15 protein-coding genes, 1 tRNA gene and 1 pseudogene are annotated in these 16115 nt (G+C 72.3%); 10 read left to right on the top strand and 7 right to left on the bottom strand.

Translation table 11 applies throughout. The features are described from left to right. The first annotated feature begins 22 nt into the window (after positions 1-22). The 3 genes from J3P30_RS10815 (at position 23) to J3P30_RS10805 (ending at position 2632) form a co-directional block, all read left to right on the top strand. Entirely contained in the window at positions 23-853 is an 831-nt protein-coding gene (locus J3P30_RS10815; protein ID WP_210481027.1) for a UbiA family prenyltransferase, read from the top strand. Between the two features lie 111 nt (positions 854-964). After that, complete coding sequence (locus J3P30_RS10810) at positions 965-2119, top strand: acyl-CoA dehydrogenase family protein (RefSeq protein ID WP_210481026.1); 1155 nt, start codon at positions 965-967, stop codon at positions 2117-2119. Between the two features lie 6 nt (positions 2120-2125). After that, entirely contained in the window at positions 2126-2632 is a 507-nt protein-coding gene (locus J3P30_RS10805; protein ID WP_210481025.1) for a 2'-5' RNA ligase family protein, read from the top strand. Here J3P30_RS10805 and J3P30_RS10800 read toward each other — a convergent pair. Genes J3P30_RS10800 through J3P30_RS10785 form a run of 4 tightly spaced genes read right to left on the bottom strand, consistent with a single transcriptional unit; the run spans position 2585 to position 5717 of the window. Further along, a complete protein-coding gene (locus J3P30_RS10800; protein ID WP_282593804.1) occupies positions 2585-3415 on the bottom strand; it encodes an EI24 domain-containing protein in 831 nt (276 codons plus the stop codon). The two genes, J3P30_RS10805 and J3P30_RS10800, sit on opposite strands and share 48 nt — an antisense overlap. Beyond that, positions 3412-3792, bottom strand: a complete 381-nt coding sequence (locus J3P30_RS10795) for a hypothetical protein (protein ID WP_210481023.1) — start codon at positions 3790-3792, stop codon at positions 3412-3414. The genes J3P30_RS10800 and J3P30_RS10795 overlap by 4 nt, the downstream gene beginning before the upstream one ends. A 47-nt stretch (positions 3793-3839) precedes the next feature. Then, positions 3840-4757, bottom strand: coding sequence for a DnaJ domain-containing protein (locus tag J3P30_RS10790; RefSeq protein ID WP_210481022.1), 918 nt, complete (start codon positions 4755-4757; stop codon positions 3840-3842). A 57-nt stretch (positions 4758-4814) separates the two neighbouring features. Further along, positions 4815-5717, bottom strand: a complete 903-nt coding sequence (locus J3P30_RS10785; RefSeq protein ID WP_210481021.1) for a bacteriorhodopsin — start codon at positions 5715-5717, stop codon at positions 4815-4817. A 154-nt stretch (positions 5718-5871) separates the two neighbouring features. Here J3P30_RS10785 and J3P30_RS10780 point away from each other — a divergent pair, with 154 nt between their 5' ends. From J3P30_RS10780 to J3P30_RS10765, 4 genes are all read left to right on the top strand, one after another. After that, positions 5872-8385, top strand: a complete 2514-nt coding sequence (locus J3P30_RS10780) for an ATP-dependent Clp protease ATP-binding subunit (protein WP_210481020.1) — start codon at positions 5872-5874, stop codon at positions 8383-8385. 307 nt (positions 8386-8692) lie between these two features. Further along, positions 8693-10132: an MFS transporter gene (locus J3P30_RS10775; protein WP_210481019.1), complete on the top strand. Its 1440-nt coding sequence runs from the start codon at positions 8693-8695 to the stop codon at positions 10130-10132. 172 nt (positions 10133-10304) lie between these two features. Then, positions 10305-11921, top strand: a complete 1617-nt coding sequence (locus tag J3P30_RS10770; RefSeq protein ID WP_210481018.1) for a hypothetical protein — start codon at positions 10305-10307, stop codon at positions 11919-11921. A gap of 74 nt (positions 11922-11995) precedes the next feature. Beyond that, positions 11996-12883 carry a hypothetical protein gene (locus tag J3P30_RS10765; protein WP_210481017.1) on the top strand — a complete coding sequence of 296 codons (888 nt, stop codon included), beginning with the start codon at positions 11996-11998 and terminating at the stop codon, positions 12881-12883. Between the two features lie 33 nt (positions 12884-12916). On the opposite strand, the gene J3P30_RS10760 is transcribed toward J3P30_RS10765, so the two are convergent. Then, the gene (locus J3P30_RS10760; protein ID WP_210481016.1) at positions 12917-13363 is read right to left on the bottom strand and encodes a hypothetical protein; all 447 of its coding nucleotides are present in this window, start codon (positions 13361-13363) and stop codon (positions 12917-12919) included. Positions 13364-13453: 90 nt separating this feature from the next. Continuing rightward, entirely contained in the window at positions 13454-13963 is a 510-nt protein-coding gene (locus J3P30_RS10755; protein ID WP_210481015.1) for an SRPBCC domain-containing protein, read from the bottom strand. Between the two features lie 223 nt (positions 13964-14186). Between J3P30_RS10755 and J3P30_RS10750 the strand changes: the two genes are divergently transcribed. Both J3P30_RS10750 and J3P30_RS10745 read left to right on the top strand, forming a co-directional pair. Further along, the gene (locus J3P30_RS10750; protein WP_210481014.1) at positions 14187-14567 is read left to right on the top strand and encodes an ester cyclase; all 381 of its coding nucleotides are present in this window, start codon (positions 14187-14189) and stop codon (positions 14565-14567) included. 302 nt (positions 14568-14869) lie between these two features. Continuing rightward, positions 14870-15103, top strand: a complete 234-nt coding sequence (locus J3P30_RS10745; RefSeq protein WP_210481013.1) for a hypothetical protein — start codon at positions 14870-14872, stop codon at positions 15101-15103. Between the two features lie 108 nt (positions 15104-15211). Here the strand turns inward: J3P30_RS10745 and J3P30_RS10740 are convergent. Further along, positions 15212-15287, bottom strand: a tRNA-Ala gene (locus tag J3P30_RS10740). 249 nt (positions 15288-15536) lie between these two features. Here J3P30_RS10740 and J3P30_RS10735 point away from each other — a divergent pair. Beyond that, a pseudogene (locus J3P30_RS10735) lies at positions 15537-15970 on the top strand (transposase); the annotation flags it as partial. Positions 15971-16115: the final 145 nt, after the last annotated feature.

Raw genomic sequence — 16115 nt, 5'->3', positions numbered from 1 at the left:
ACGCCGCCGCTAGTCTGGCCCGGTGAGCCGCCGGCCCCTCCCCGTCGCGCTGCTCCTGTCCTCGCACCCCGCGCCCGCCGTCGCGGTCACGCTGGTGGCCTTCACGCTGGCGATCGCGGTCGGTCTCCCGCCGCTCGGGATCGCGCTGGTCACGGTCGTGTTCGCGGTGAATCAGCTCTCGATCGGCTGGTCGAACGACTGGATCGACGCCGACCGGGACCGCGCCGCCGGGCGCCGCGACAAGCCCGTCGCTCGGGGCGACATCCCCGTCGCCGCGGTCCGCGCGGCCGCGCTCCTCGCCCTCGCGGTGTCCTGCCTCCTCGCCTTCGGGCTGGGTCCCGCCGCGGGCGCCGTCCACCTCGTGTTCGTGCTCTCGGCCTGGGCGTACAACGCCGGCCTCAAGTCGACCCCGCTCTCCGTGGTGCCGTACGTCGTGAGCTTCGGGCTCCTCCCCGCGGTGGGCACGCTGGCCGCCGAGCCTCCGCGGTTCGCCGCCTGGTGGGCCGTGCTCGCGGGCGCCCTGCTGGGCGTCGCAGCCCACTTCACGAACGTGCTTCCGGACCTCGACGACGACCGAGCGACAGGTGTCCGCGGGCTGCCTCACCGCCTCGGCCTGCGACCCGCCGGCGTGGTCGCGTTCGCCGCGCTGGCCGTGGGGGCGCTCGTCGTGGCGGGCTCGGCGCCGGGGGTCGCCGCGCTCGCGGGCCTCGCCGCAGTCCTGCTCCTCTGCGCCGCCGGGATCCTGCTCGTCGTCCGGCGGCGGATCTCGCGCCTGCTCTTCACCCTCGTCCTCGTCGCCGCGGTAATCCTGGTGGCGATGCTGGCCGCCAGCGGAGGCTCCCTCTCCTCCTGACCCGCCACCACCGCAGGCCGGCCGGCAGTCGAGGCGGGCACGTCCAGCGGGAGACGAGCGCCGGAGGCGTAACGTGAAGCGCGTGCCGCGCCGCGGCCGGGAGGGAGGGCGATGACCGACCGGACCCTGCTCACCGAGTCCCTGCTCGAGCGCATCCACGGTCGCGCGCCGGGATACGACCGCGACAACGCGTTCTTCACCGAGGACTTCGCCGAGCTCGCGGAGGCCGGCTATCTGCGTGCCCTGGTCCCCGCGTCCTTCGGCGGCGCCGGCCTCACGCTCCGCGAGGTCGCGCGCGAGCAGCAGCGGCTCGCGGCCGCCGCCCCCGCGACGGCTCTCGGCGTCAACATGCACCTCGTCTGGACAGGCGTGGCGAAGACGCTGCACGAGCGGGGCCTCCCGTTCCTCGACTTCGTGCTCGAGGAGGCGGCGGCCGGGGAGGTGTTCGCGTTCGGGATCAGCGAGGCGGGCAACGACCTCGTCCTGTTCGGCTCGCGCACGGAGGCGGCTCCCCAGCCCGACGGCGGCTACCGCTTCACCGGGACGAAGATCTTCACCTCCCTCTCCCCCGTGTGGACCCGCCTGGGCCTCTTCGGGCTCGACAGCACCTCGCCCGACGCGCCGAAGCTCGTCCACGCGATGATCCGCCGGGACGGCGGCGGGTTCCGCACCCTCGACGACTGGGACACCCTCGGCATGCGAGCGACCCAGAGCGCGAGCACCGTGCTCGAGGGCGCGTACGCTGCGCCCGATCGCGTGTTCCGCCGCCTGGAACCCGGCCCGAACCCGGATCCGCTGATCTTCGCGATCTTCGCGAACTTCGAGATCCTCCTGGCCTCCGTCTACACGGGCATCGGGGAGCGGGCCCTGCAGCTCGCGGTCGAGGCGGTGCAGCGCCGCACCTCCGCGAAGAACGACGGGGCGCCGCTCGCTCACGACCCCGACCTGCGACGGCGGATCGCGGATGCCGCGCTCGACCAGGACGCGCTCGCCCCGCAGATCGACGCCATCGCCCGGGACGTCGACGAGCTCGCCGACCACGGCTCGCAGTGGTTCCGCAAGCTCGTGGGGGTCAAGGTGCGGGCCACGGAGACCGCCCGGGTCGTCGTCGACCAGGCGATCCGGTCCTCCGGCGGATCCTCGTACGCCACCGCGAACGAGCTGTCCCGCCTCTACCGCGACGTCCTCGCGGGCATGTTCCACCCGTCCGACGACGAGTCGGCGCACGGCACGATCGCCACCGCCCTGCTCGGCCCGATCCCCTGAGGAGCCATGCCCAGCCTCGAACTCCTCCTCGACGACGACTCCGAGCGAGCGCTCCGGGCCGAGTGGGTCAGCCTCGCGGACGCCGGGCTGCCCAGTCAGGCGCGCCACACCGGCGAGTCGAACAGGCCGCACATCACCCTGCTCTACTCGAACGAGCGGCTGCAGCCCTACCCTCTCGCGGGCCTTCCGCTCGAGGTCACCGTCGCCAGTCCGGTGATCTTCGGGTCGGCGCGCTCCGGCTTCCTGCTCGCCCGGCTCGTGCGGCCGAGCCTGCCGCTGCTCGAGCTGCACCGGCGCCTGCACGAGGACGTCGGGGAGCTCCCCGGCATCGACCGGCTCACGCGCCCCGGCGCCTGGACGGCGCACGTCACGCTCGCGCGGAAGCTGTCCCCGGCAGAGCTCGCGACCGCGCTCACCGTCGTCGAGCCGAAGCGCGCGATCGACGCGACGGCCGTCGCCGGGCGGCTATGGGAGTCGGCGACGAAGACCGTCACTCCCCTGCCCCTCACCTGACGCCCCCTCGAGGAGGCGGCGGGCGAGGACCGTGGCTCCCGCCACGGCGGACGGCGTGGCGATCACGGCCGCGAGCGGCAGGAGGAAGACCAGGTAGACGGAGACCCCGAAGCCGAGCACGCGCGCCCGGTTCCGGCGGCGCAGCGCCGCCTGCTCACCGGGAGGCAGGTTCCGTCCGTCGAGCGGCCGGCCGAGGAGCTCCGTCGCGACGAGCCACCCTCCGCCGAGCGCCCCGAGCGTGAAGGCGAGCACGCCGCCCACGAGCGGGATCAGGCCGACGGCGAACACCGCGATCGCGATCAGGAGCGACAGCGACACGAGCTTGAGGCCGCTCGCGATCCCCCGCCGCACCGACGGCCAGAAGCCGAGCTCGGCCGGCTGGAAGCCGCCCAGGCGCTTCTCGACCGCGAGCCAGATCCGCTCGTAGAAGGGGTCGCCGACGGCGAGGGTCAGGGCCGTGAACGTCGACACCGCCAGCAGGATCGCGAACACGAACAGTGCGAGGCCGACGGCGACCCGGACGGCGTTCCGCCAGAGCTCGTCCCAGCCGTTCGCGAACGGAGTCATCCAGGCCGCGATGGCGTCCAGGTGCACGGCGAGCAGGATGAGCAGCGTCAGCACGACCGCGCCCACGATCAGCCCGGGCAGCGCGCCGAGCGCCATCATCCCGGGCGAGGTGGCCCACAGCCGGAAGCCGCGGAAGAACGTGCCGGCACCGCCGAGGAACTCGCCGAGGGGGCTGCGGCGTGCGACCGCGGGAACGCGAGACGGAGCGGGGGTCAGCGCCGCTTCCTCTTCTTGCCGGGCTTCGGCGCGCTCCAGTCGGTGAGGTTGTAGACCGTCACGAGCGTCACGCCGACGAGCAGCCAGTAGTTGCGGGCCCTCCGCTCGCGGATGACGCCCGTCAGGAACGGGGCGAGCAGGTAGAGCGGCGCGCTCGCCTTGTCGATGAGGCCGTGCATCGGGAAGGGGACGATCTTCTGCACGGCGAGGGGCTGATCGGTGACGGCGTTGAGCCCGCCCTGGATCACCGCGAAGGTCCGGAACAGTGCTCGCGCCTTCGTGCTCATGTTCAGCATGCCGGGCACGACGGCGTTGGCGGCGGTCAGGCCGTAGTCCAGAAGCCCGTGCACCTGAGGAGTGATGGGTCGCTTCGTCATGGGCACAGCCCAGCACATACCGGATGCGCCCGGACAGGGCTTGCGCGTCAGACGAAGCGGATCACGTGCTGCAGCCGGGTGCGCAGCTCGAACAGCTCGGTGCCGCCGACGGGCCGCGTGCCGGGAAGGCCGGTCTGCAGCAGGTGGGGCAGGACGGACCGGCGCACTACGGCGGTCTGGGCGCCACGGGCGGAGCCGGCGACGAGGTAGGGCTCGTCGAGCTCGTCGTCGGGGACGACGATGAGCAGACCTCCGAACTTGACCCGCGCCGCGCGGGCGAGCACCTTCGCCCGAGCCGCGAGAGCGTGCAGCGGGCGATCGCCCTGTACCGATGCGCCGTCCAGCTCGCCGCGGCGGATGCGCACCGGCGCCCCGAAGTCCTCGGACAGGAGCGCGAACAGGCCGGTGGGCCCCAGCACGACGTGGTCGATCTTGTCCTCGGGAACGCCCGTGTCGACGTCGTGCCAGACGGTGTAGCCCATTCCGAGGTCGCCGACGAGGCGCGCGGTCGCCTCCTCGGCGAGCGCGTCCGCCAGGATCCGCCGGATCTCGCGCGGTGCCCGGCGGACGAGCGCCGGATCGTACGGGTCGTCGATCTTCTGGCCGCGTCCCACCCACTCCTGCAGGAGGCGGAGGTAGCGCTCCCGCCGCCAGCCGCCGGGGTGCCCGTAGGACCGCGCCATCGGACGGCTCGAAGCCTGCGGCGGCGCCTTCGGCGGCGCCCAGGACGGGCGCTCGCGGTCGGCGGCCGGCGCGCTGCCGCGGTCGTACGCCGCCCGCGCCTCCACTGTGCCGATCAGGGCCCAGGCGTGCTGGACAGCGATGAACCGGGCGGACTCCCCTCCCGTGTCCGGGTGCGTCTCGCGGAGCAGCCGCCGGTACGCGCGCCGGAGCTCGTCGTCGGAGGCGGACGGCGGCACGCCGAGCACCTCGTAGGGCGACTGCGATACGGGGCTGTCCGACATGCTCTCGATTTCCGCCGCGTCTCGGGGCGGCGGACCTCACGGTAGCAAGAGGAGTCCTCAGGACGCCGGGAGGTGCTCCTCCGCGGTCGTCTCCGCTCCGGCGACCGGCGGCAGGGAGGCCGGCGCCCGCTTGACGGACGAGATCCAGGTCGACTCCGGGTGCACGTCCTCGCCGTGGTTCACGTCGTCCGCGGTCCGCACCTTCGCGACCTTGTGGATCGCCTCGCCGAACGCGACCTTGGCGACCACGTCCGCGACGCAGAACGCGATGTGCATCGTCGTCGGCACGGCGCCGCCGGAGCCGATGACCTGGACCAGGTAGGCGAGCGGGTACACCAGCCAGGACCCGAGGAGCAGACCGATCGCGAGCACGAGGGCACGCCCGGCCTCGCGGGACAGCACGGGCAGGGAGGCGCGCACGGCGCGCACGAGCACGACGCAGATCACGACGAAGAAGACGGTGCTGATCCCGCCGGAGACGAGCAGCGCGGGCACGCTCTCGCCGCCGCCGACCACGACGCCGCCGAGGTAGCCGAGGCTGATCATGAGGACGGCCGACGCCATCGCGATCGCCCGGGCCCGTCGGACCGCGGCGCCGGCGAGCGCCGTGACGGCGAGCAGCTCGACGCACAGCAGGGGCACCGTGACGGTCCAGTCCATGTAGCGCGGCGCGAACGAGGAGAAGGCCCCCTCGTTCGGCGTGTAGCCGTCGGCGGTCCTGTCGTATCCGAGCTCGAAGGCCAGCACGAGGGACACGTACGAGAGGAATGCCACCGCCGTGAGCACGAGGCTCGCGATGACGGCCGGACGGAACCGCGGCCCGATCTCCTCCCTCGAGGTCAGCGTCCGGAGGAGGTGCGCGAGCAGGGCGAGACCGGCGACGACCAGGAAGTAGTAGATGAGCGAGTACTGCGTCTCATGGAGCGGCACGGTCCACGGGGCGACGGCGGTGGGTGTCATGGATCTCCTCCTCAGGCGACCGTAGGGCGTCGCAGGCGCTCACCGGCTCCCCCTTGTGTCCGCTCCGGTTCTCGGGTCGGAAATCGGCGACATGGGAATGCGCGGGTGGTCTCCCTAGTTGAGTCCGATGCACTCAAGTTTCCAGGAGGTCTGAATGCCGGGATTCCTCGGCCCCGCGGCGGCATCCGACGGCTCGTTCGACGAGTTCCTCGCCCGCCTTCTCTCCGGTCAGCGTCCCGGCTGGTACGGGCGCCCCGTCGACATCTCGCGCCTGCTCAGCCGGCGCGGTCAGGAGCTCGTCCAGCGCGCCGTGCGCGTGGCTCTCGAGCACGGCCACCCGGGCGTGGACGCGCTGCATCTGCTGCACGTCCTGCTCACCCAGTCGCCCCTCGCCGAGCTCGTCCGGCGCACCGGCGCCGACCCCGCCGCGCTCGCCGCGGCCATCGACGAGCGCCTTCCGGAGTCGTCCGACGAGCGTCCGGCGCAGGCGCCGGGGCTCACGCCCACGGCGCAGCGCGCCCTGCTCGACGCGGCCCAGGTCGCTCGCGCATCCGGCTCGACGTTCATCGACCCGGAGCACGTGCTGTTCGCGCTCGCGCTCAACCAGGAGGCCGTCCCCGGGCAGCTGCTCGCCTCGGCCGGCGTGACCCCGCAGTCGCTCCAGGCGGCCGCGTCGCAGGCGGCTCCGCAGGCCGCATCGGGCCCCGACTCCTCCACGCCGAGGCTCGACGAGTACGGCAGCGACCTCACGGCACGGGCGCGGGCAGGCGAGCTGGACCCGGTCATCGGCCGGGCCGACGAGATCGCCCAGACGGTCGAGATCCTGCTGCGCCGCACCAAGAACAACCCGGTCCTGATCGGCGAGCCCGGCGTGGGCAAGACCGCCATCGTCGAGGGCCTCGCCCAGCGGATCGCCGACGGCGACGTCCCCGAGCTGCTGCGCGGCAAGCGTGTGGTCGCCCTCGACCTGCCCGGCATGCTGGCCGGCACGCGCTTCCGCGGCGAGTTCGAGGAGCGCCTCACCAAGGTCATGGGCGAGATCGCCGAGCACAAGGACGAGCTCATCGTCTTCCTCGACGAGCTGCACACGGTCGTCGGGGCGGGCGGCGCCGAGGGCGCGATGGACGCCGGCAACATGCTGAAGCCGCGCCTGGCCCGCGGCGAGCTGCACCTCATCGGCGCGACCACGCTCACCGAGTACCGCCGCATCGAGAAGGACGCCGCGCTCGAGCGCCGCTTCCAGCCGGTCACCGTGCCGGAGCCGAGCGCCGAGGACGCGGTCAGGATCCTGAGCGGGCTCCAAGGGCGATACGAGGAGCACCACCGCGTGACCTACAGCGAGGACGCGATCCGCGCAGCCGTGGAGCTGTCGGCCCGGTACATCCAGGACCGCTTCCTGCCCGACAAGGCGATCGACCTGCTCGACCAGGCCGGCGCCCGCCGCCGCCTCAGCCTCGGGGCTCCCGTCGACGTGGCCGCGCTGCGTGCTCGCGAGGCGGAGCTCGAGGAGGCGAAGAGCCACGCGGTCGCCGAGGAGCGCTACGAGGAGGCGTCGCGCCTGCGCGACGAGGTCGAGGCGGTGCGCGCCCGGATCGCCGCGGCGCCCGCCGACTCCGCCCCTCGCTCCGAGGACGCCGTCATCACCGCCGCCGATGTCGCGGACATCGTCTCCCGCTGGACCGGCATCCCGGCCTCCCGCCTGTCGGAGGGGGACCGCGGCCGCCTCGCGAAGCTCGAGAGCGAGCTCCACGAGCGGGTCGTCGGCCAGGACGACGCGGTGGCGGCGATCGCGCGAGCGGTCCGACGGAGCCGCACCGGCATGGGCGACCCACGGCGGCCGATCGCGAGCTTCCTGTTCCTCGGCCCCACCGGCGTCGGGAAGACCGAACTCGCGAAGGCCCTCGCCGCGTCGCTGTTCGGCGACGAAAAGGCGATGCTGCGGTTCGACATGAGCGAGTACGGCGAGCGGCACACCGTCAGCCGCCTCGTCGGCGCCCCTCCGGGATACGTCGGCTACGACGAGGCGGGCCAGCTCACCGAGCGAGTCCGGCGCCAGCCGTACTCGGTCGTGCTGCTGGACGAGATCGAGAAGGCGCATCCGGACGTGTTCAACCTGCTGCTGCAGGTGCTCGACGACGGCCGCCTCACCGACGGCCAGGGCCGCACCGTGGACTTCCGCAACACCATCGTCATCATGACGTCGAACCTCGGCTCCGAGTTCCTCGCCAGCCGGGGCGGCGCCCTGGGCTTCGTGCCCGCAGACCGCACGGGGTTCGGCTCCGAGAGGGAGCTGCGCGACCGCGTCATGGGGAAGCTGCGCGAGAGCATGCGACCCGAGTTCCTCAACCGGATCGACGACATCGTCCTGTTCCGCAAGCTCGACCGGGTCGAGCTGCGCCGGATCGTCGGCCTGCTGCTCAGCGCGACCGCCGACCGGCTCGAGGCGCAGGGCATCCGGCTCGAGGCGGACGAGGAGGCGATCGACTGGCTCGCGGAGCACGGATACGAGCCCGAGTACGGCGCCCGGCCGCTGCGGCGGCTGATCCAGCGCGAGGTCGAGGACCGGGTCGCCGACCTGCTCGTCCTTGGCGAGGCCGGGGACGTGGTGCGGCTCTCCGTCTCGGACGGGCAGCTGCGGGTGGGCAGCGGCGTGCTCGCGAGCGCCTGATCCACCCACCGCACGGACCACGAAGAGGCCGTCCCCGTCAGGGGACGGCCTCTTCGTCGTTCAGACGGGCGGGGCCGAGCAGCCGTGCGTGCTCCCTTCGCCGGTGCCGGCACGCTGCTCGCGCATCTCCTCACCCTTCCCGCAGATGACCTCCCTGCTGGGCGAGGTCGCTGAGAGCGCAGCGTCTCGCCGTCTGGAGCGCCGACTGCCACCGATAGCCTGGCTGAGTCATGCTCGTGCTGCCGGTCCCCCCTCGTGCGGCCGGCCCCGGATCGGCGCACCCCGTCCTGCCCGCCGCCGGTCGCGCATGAGCGATCCGCGTCGCCGGCTCTCGCGTCCGCGGCGGGACGGGGCCGTCGTCGCCGTCCTCGCCTTCGCGGGGCTGACGGCGTCCTTCATGCAGACCATCGTGATCCCCATCCAGGGCGAGCTGCCGGCGCTCCTCGACGCGCCCGCCGAGGACACCGCCTGGGTGATCACGGTGACGCTGCTCAGCGCGGCGATCGCCACGCCCATCTCCGGGAAGCTCGGCGACATGTACGGCAAGCGCCGCATCGCGCTGTGCATGCTGGCGCTGCTCGTCGCCGGGTCAGTCGTCGCGGCCCTCTCCCCGTCGGTCGTCCCGCTCATCGTCGGGCGGGCGCTGCAGGGCATGGGCGCGGGCGTGATCCCGCTCGGGATCTCGATCCTGCGGGACGTCCTGCACCGGGACCGCCTCGGCTCCGCGATCGCCCTGGTGAGCGCGACCCTCGGCGTCGGGGGCGCCCTCGGCCTGCCGGTCAGCGCGCTCATCACCGAGCGGTACGACTGGCACCTGCTCTTCTGGATCGCCGGCGCGCTCGGCGCAACCTGCTTCGCGCTCGTCCTGTGGATCGTCCCGGTGAGCACCCTCCGCTCGGGAGGCCGGTTCGACTGGCCCGGCGCGGCCGGGCTGGCGGTCGGGCTCGTCGGGGTCCTCCTCGCGATCTCCCGCGGCAACGAGTGGGGCTGGTCCTCCCCCGGAACGCTCACCCTGCTGCTCGGCGGCGTCGTCGTCCTGCTCGGCTGGGGATGGATGCAGCTCCGCACCCCGAACGCGCTCGTCGACCTCCGGGTGAGCGCGCGGGCTCCGGTGCTGCTGACGAATCTCGCGTCGGTCGGGATGGGGTTCGCGCTCTTCGCGTCGAACATCGTCTACCCGCAGCTGCTCGAGCTGCCCCCGGCGGCCGGCGGCCTCGGCCTGCCCCTGCTCCCGGCCAGCCTCGTCCTGATGCCCGCGGGACTCGCGATGCTCGCGATGTCGCCCCTCGCCGGCCGCATCGAGCGGACCGCGGGCCCCAAGCCGCTGCTGGTGGCCGGCTCCGTCATCATCGCGCTCACCTACCTCGTGTCCGTGTTCCTGGAGCTCGAGGTGTGGCATGTCCTGGTGATCAACATCGTCATCGGGATCGGCATCGGGCTGGGCTACGCCGCCATGCCCGCGCTCATCATGCGCGCCGTGCCGGCGAGCGAGACGGGTGCCGCCAACGGCCTCAACGCCCTCATGCGATCGCTCGGCACCACGACGGCCGCCGCCGCCGTCGCCGCGACGCTCTCGTCCTCGGCCGTGCAGGTGGGCGACGCGCTGGCGCCGAGCGACGAGGGCTACCGCGCGGCCTTCCTGTTCGGCCTCGTCGCCGCGGCGCTCTGCGCGATCCTGGCCGCGCTCATCCCGAAGCCCCGGCCGGTGCCGGGAGAGCATCCCGCCGTGCCGGAGGGCCGCATCTGACGCGAGGGCGGCCGAACGTCCCACCGAGCGGGTGATCGCGAGCGAGGCGGGACGGACGCGGCGGCCAGTTCTTCCCGGGCGCCAGGAGCTCGAGCGCATCCCCTGATTGCCGGGACATTGCAGCCGAGAGAGCACCGGCCGGCGCCGGCAGGGCGGTCACTACCGTGACGGCGTGACTCGCTGGGGATTCCGCGTGGCGCTGGCCGCGCTGCTCGCACTGCTCGCCCTCGGGACCGCCGCGCCGGCCGCGGCCGCTCCCGCCGACGCGGGGTGCGCGGGCACCTACTTCGCGGAGGGCGGCCGCCGGCTCTTCGAGGTGGAGCCGCGGTTCGTCCCTCCGCCCGTGCGCGGCTTCGCGTGGGACTGCGCCTCGAAGATCGCCGACAGGACCTGGGGTGACGGCGAGAGCTGGGCGCAGTACGACCTCGTGGACACCGCCGTGTCCTTCGACACGGTCGTCGCGGTCCTCCGCTCGTTCGAGAGCCAGGGCTGGATCCAGGGCGACGGCGCGGTCGGCGCCGTCGACGACACCGACGGCCTCTCCCTCACCTCCACAGAGCTCGAGGGCATCGAGCCGCGCCCGGACTTCGTCAACGCGCGCTTCAGCGACGCCCGCACGGGAGAGCACATCGTCGCCCTCTCCTACTGGGACGGCGAGGACGTCGTCCTCCACGAGAGCGTCACCTCGCCGACCCTCCTGCTCGAGCTGGCCGTCCGGCCCGAGGGCTTCGACGGCACCGGCCTCGCCGACGCCAGTGTGCTCAGCGGGCTCCGGAGCATCGGCGACGTCCGCCTGTCCGGAACGGGAGCCGCCGTGCTCGGAACCTCGGCGGTCGTGCTCATGCTCGTCGTGGGCTACCCGAGCGCCCTGCTCGACTCGGTCCTGTCGCCGCGGCTGGAACGTCTGCGGTCCCGTCTGGCGGCGCGGCGCAAGCGCGGGGAGGCCGGCGGGACGCCGAGGAGCCGCCCCGTGCTGTTCGTGTCCGGACTCGCGGTCACCGCGCTCGTGGTCGGGTTCGTCGATCCGGCGTACGGGCTCAACCCCCTGTCGCTGCGGATGTTCCTCACCGCCTTCGCGAGCCTCCTGCTGTTCAACCTCGCGGCTCTCGCGGCGGTGCGCGCCCTCCTGTCGCGGATCGACGCGGCGCTCGCGCCGGTCCTGACCTTCCGGTGGGGCTCGCTCGCTTTCGTCGCGGTCGCCGTGCTGCTCGCCCGGCTGCTGGAGTTCACCCCGGGCGTCATCCTCGGCCTCGTGGCCGGCCTGACCTTCGCTGTGACCCTGTCAGCCACGCGCGAGGCGCTCGTCGTGATCCTGGCGTCCGCGCTCGCCCTCGGGCTCGGCCTCGCGTCCTGGGCGGTCTACAGCCTTATCGCCCCGCTCGCTCAGGCCGCGCCGGAGCTGGTCCCGCTGCGGTTCGCCGCGGAGCTGTTCAGCGCGCTCACCATCGAGGGCGTGTCGACGATGCCGCTCGCGCTCCTCCCCCTGGCGGCGCTCGACGGGGCGGCGCTGTTCGCCTGGAAGAAGTGGGTGTGGGCGCTCGGCTATGCCGTCGGCCTCGCCGCCTTCCTCCTCGTCATGGTGACCGTGCCCGACTCCTGGGCCGGGGTCGACGGCGACTTCCTCCGCTGGGTGCTCGTCTTCGGCGCGTTCGGCGCCGTCGCGGTGGGATCGTGGGCGCTGCACCTGCTGCTCGAGCGCCGGAAGGCGTCGCGAGGTCCCGCGAGCGAAGCCGCGTCCCGCTCGCCCGGAGAGGTCGCCGGCCCTGCGCTGGAGCCGGTCGAGCGGTGAGGCCTGCCGTCCGCCCCTACCCGACGCCCCCGGTGCAGGAGTAGCGTCCGCGCGAGCCGACGAGGAGGTCCCGGATGGACGCGAACGACCCGCCTTTCGACCGCATCGACATCGACGAGCCGTTCGACTCGGCGGAGCTGAGCCGCCTGTTCGAGCACCAGCGCTTCGACCCCGAGACGCTCCAGCCCGACGAGGAGAGCCAGCGTCTCCTCTCGCGCCACACCTACCGGTGGGCCGACGCGGTGCGAACGGGGATCATCTCCATCGCCTGGCCGCAGCGGCTCTACGTGCCGGAGCAGGTGGACTACCGCCGGTACTGGATCCTGCCGCCACCGCACGAGAACGTGTACCAGCACGACTGGACGCGCTCCACGACGCCGGAGCCGAACGGCTGCTACGCCGACAACGGGACGGGCCTGATGACGGCCTCCATCAGCCCGACGGCCCTGACCGGGACGCACCGGGCCTACACGGGGCTCGCGATCGAGTACACGCCGGCCGCCACGCTGTCGCAGATCCGGTTCTCCGCGGAGGTCACGGCGGCGGGCTTCCGGCGATTCGACTTCCTCTCCGGCGCCCGGTACAGCAGATTCGACTACTCCGGCGCCGTGCTCCTGCGGGGCTGGGAGATCAACCCCGTCAACGGCACCTGGGAGACACTGCCCCAGTTCGCGAGTCACCAGGTCTTCGAGGACACGCACATCGGGCAGCGGGCCGGCGTGCCGTTCCAGACCTCCGTCTCACTGCCGAGCGGCACCCTCGGCGTCAACCTCCTCGTGCAGAAGGGCAAGCGGTACGCCTTCGGGGTGCTCTTCCGGGTCACGATCGTCGCCGATGCGCGGGAGGCCGACGAGCGCACGACCTATCAGCCGCGCCGCGACGACACCATCCGGCTGCAGGCGATGCTCAGCGGCTCCGTGCCCGAGATGACGGTCGACACCACGATCACGTACCAGCCGTGAGGGATCCGTGCACGCGCCGGCCCGGCGCCTGCGTCACGCCCCTCCCGGCCCGCCGATCTCGACGGTGCGCCGGAGTGCCGCCGCGACGCGGGCGAGCTCCGCGGTGACTTGAGCCGGAACGACGACGAGGGAGTGGGCGTCGTCGTCGTCGCTCGGAAGGAGGACCAGCCGGAACCCCGCCCGCGCGAGGGCTTCGTCCGCGATCGTCATGGCGTCCGCGAGGTCGTCGGTGTCGTTCACCTCGTCGAGGTCGAGCTGCAGGCGGAACACCCGCGGAAGCTGCACGAGCGCGTCCGCGAGCTCGGTCCCGGTGTCGTCGGTGCGGAGGTAGGCCAGGGCGCCCGCGTCGTCGAGCCCGTCGAGGAGCTCCTCCCAGGGATCGTCGTCGCGGTCGGCGAGCGCGTAGCGCACGCGCTCCCACAGGAGCGGGTCGTCCTCGAGCAGCGCGCAGAGCCGCTCCCACGCCTCGATCCGGTTCACGAGAGCATTATCGCGGCCGCGCTCCGGCGAGTCTCCCCCGGCCTCGACCAGGCACCCTCGAGGAGGAGGTGACCGACCTGTTCTTCGCGATCAGCCGTCGCTGAAGCTCCGTGCCATCTTGTCCAGGCACTGGTCGAGACCGGTGCGGGACTGGTCACGCACCTCGGCGGTCGCATAGCCGTGCTCGACCATCCGCATCTCCGTGCGTCCGCCGCCCAGGTCGCGGAACTCGACCTCGTGACGGCCGTCGTCCGGGATGCCGGGAGGCAGGCCGAGATCCGCCGGCGTCCGACGGTTGCCCTCCTCGTCGGCGAAGTTGGAGACGTACTCGATCCGCGAGTGGGGCTCCACCAACGTGTAGTTCCAGGTGTTGTAGTAGTCCCGGCCGCCGTACTCGGCGGGTGCCCGCATGGCGACGAGGGCGCGGCCCCCGACCCGCAGGTCGACCTCCGCGACGGGGCAGGTGAATCCGTCCGGCCCCCACCACTTCTTGACCTCATCCGCCTCGGACCACGCTCGCCACACGCGATCCACCGGAGCATCGAAGGTCCTCGTGACGTCCACGTCGAAGGTCTCGCCTTCGTCACCGACGCTCGCCATCTGCGCCCCTTCCGGCCCGGAGTGATTCGGGAACGATCGCCCACCCGGAGACGGGTGTCAAGATCCCTCCGCAGCCGGGGCTACGAGGGCGTCGGGGTCCGGCGCCGGGCGGCCGCCGCGCACGGCACTGCAGCCGGGAGCGGGACGTTCGACCCGGGCGCGCTGGGAGCGGGGACCTCACACTGGTGCCTCACTGCCACCATGCTCGACGAAGGAGTCGCCCGTGTCCGATGAGGAGAACTTCGAGCTGGTCCGACGCTTCAACCAGGTCCCCGGAAAGGACCTGAGCGTGCTGGACGAGCTCGTCGCCCCGGATTTCGTCGTGCACGGCGGAAACGGGCTGGAAGTACGCGGGCGGGAGAGCTGGCGACAGTTCCTTCTCACCGCGGGCGAGCAGTTCCAAGGCGAGGACGTCGAGAGCGGCATCGACGAGCTGATCGGCAACGGTGACCTCGTCGCCGAGCGATGGTGGATCCGAACCCCCGTGGGGATCCGCCGCGGGATCACGCTGCATCGCGTCGCCGACGGCAAGCTCCAGGAGGACTGGGTGGTGTTCGAGGACATCCCCGCCGACGGCGCGACGCCGCCCGCAGCTGCCTCCTGACTGCTGCGCCGGGAAGGATGACGGAAGCGCGGCGCTGACGGACGGCGCTTCTCTCGTTGCAGGGTTCCAGGCACTCGAACCCCGGACTCCCCTGCGAGGCGGGTGACTCTCCGACGACTGCAGGGATCCGACCTTCTCTCTGGTCGAAGCCTGGGAGCCGGCATCCACCGAATGCGCGGAGTTCCTGCCGACGTGCGAGGCACCCGGTGCATGTGCGGCCACTCCTGCACGCGCTCCGGGGCGATAGACCCTGCCGGAGCGCCGCTTACGTCCGGAGGGTGGTTCACGTCAGGAGGTGCAACGTGAAGATCGACCGGGATGAGATCGTCGCGCGGCTTCGGGACATGGGGCGCGACGACGATGCGGAACGTGCTCTGAAGGAGCTGCCGGAGCGGGTGAACGTGCACCGGTACGAGCAGAAGCTGCACAGCTACGGACTGCCGGTTCCGTACACGCCGAGCGACTCTCTCGGCCGCGGCGGGATCGGGCACGGCCCGATCGACGGCGGCGGTTTCGGCGGCGACGGCGGCATGTGACCGGGTTCGAGCCGGCGGCAGTCGGTATGCCGGTCACTTCTTCGCGCGGGACCGCGGCGGCCCGGCGGATGAGAAAAGCGCCGTCCTCCCGGACGGCGCTTCTCTCATTGGTGGACCTGAGGGGACTCGAACCCCTGACCCCCTGCATGCCATGCAGGTGCGCTACCAGCTGCGCCACAGGCCCGGATGGTCGCACGGATCGCCAAAAACCCCGGGATCTAGCCCCTCGGCTTCACTCGGGCGGTGATTCAGCCAGCATACGTGACTGGCGTTCGAAGGTCCTGGCGAGTCTTCGAGGAGTCTCGAGGCACCTGAACCGTCGAGTAAATGACGACAACTCAAATTGCGCCGCGACACGGGGGGGACTGCTGAAGGTTCGGTTGACTCCTGACGGGTAGGTGCATCTGTGCATCTGCCGGGGAGGATGGACCTTGTGGTGAAGGCGTACCCGGAGGAGTTCCGGCGCGACGTGATCGCGGTGGCGCGGAAGAGTGACGCGCCGGTGCGGCAGGTCGCGAGAGACTTCGGGATCTCCGAGACGTGTCTGAAGCGGTGGTTGCGATTGGCCGACCGAGACGACGGTGTCGTGTCCGGCAAACCGGCCGGCGGTGGCGGCGAGAGCGTCGAGCTGCGGGAGGCCAGGAAGCGGATTCGGCTGCTAAAACAGGAGAACGGGATCCTGCGCCGAGCGGCGGCCTATTTCTCCCAGTCGTCGATCCCAAAATGATCTACCCGCTGGTCCTCGAACTCGCCGCGGATGGCATCCCCGTCGCGGTGACTTGCCGGGTGTTGAGGTTCTCGAAGCAGGCGTTCTATGCCTGGAAGGCGGCCCCGGTGTCGCAGCGCGACTGGGACGATGCGATGCTGCGGAGGAACCGGCCGGCCGGGTCCGCGCCCTCGCAGCCCTCTTAGCGCGCCGCTCGAGTGGCACGCCGACCACGTCGACGAGGTGCGAGCTAGCCCACGCGCTAAGACGTTGATTAGGCGCGCGGGAACCTCGAGCTGGGGCAGG

It is taken from the genome of Naasia sp. SYSU D00948, from assembly GCF_017916515.1.
In the GTDB taxonomy this organism is placed as follows: Bacteria; Actinomycetota; Actinomycetes; order Actinomycetales; family Microbacteriaceae; genus Naasia.
The sequence above is the reverse complement of the archived record's forward strand: the minus strand, read 5'-3'. Positions and strand labels throughout refer to the sequence as shown.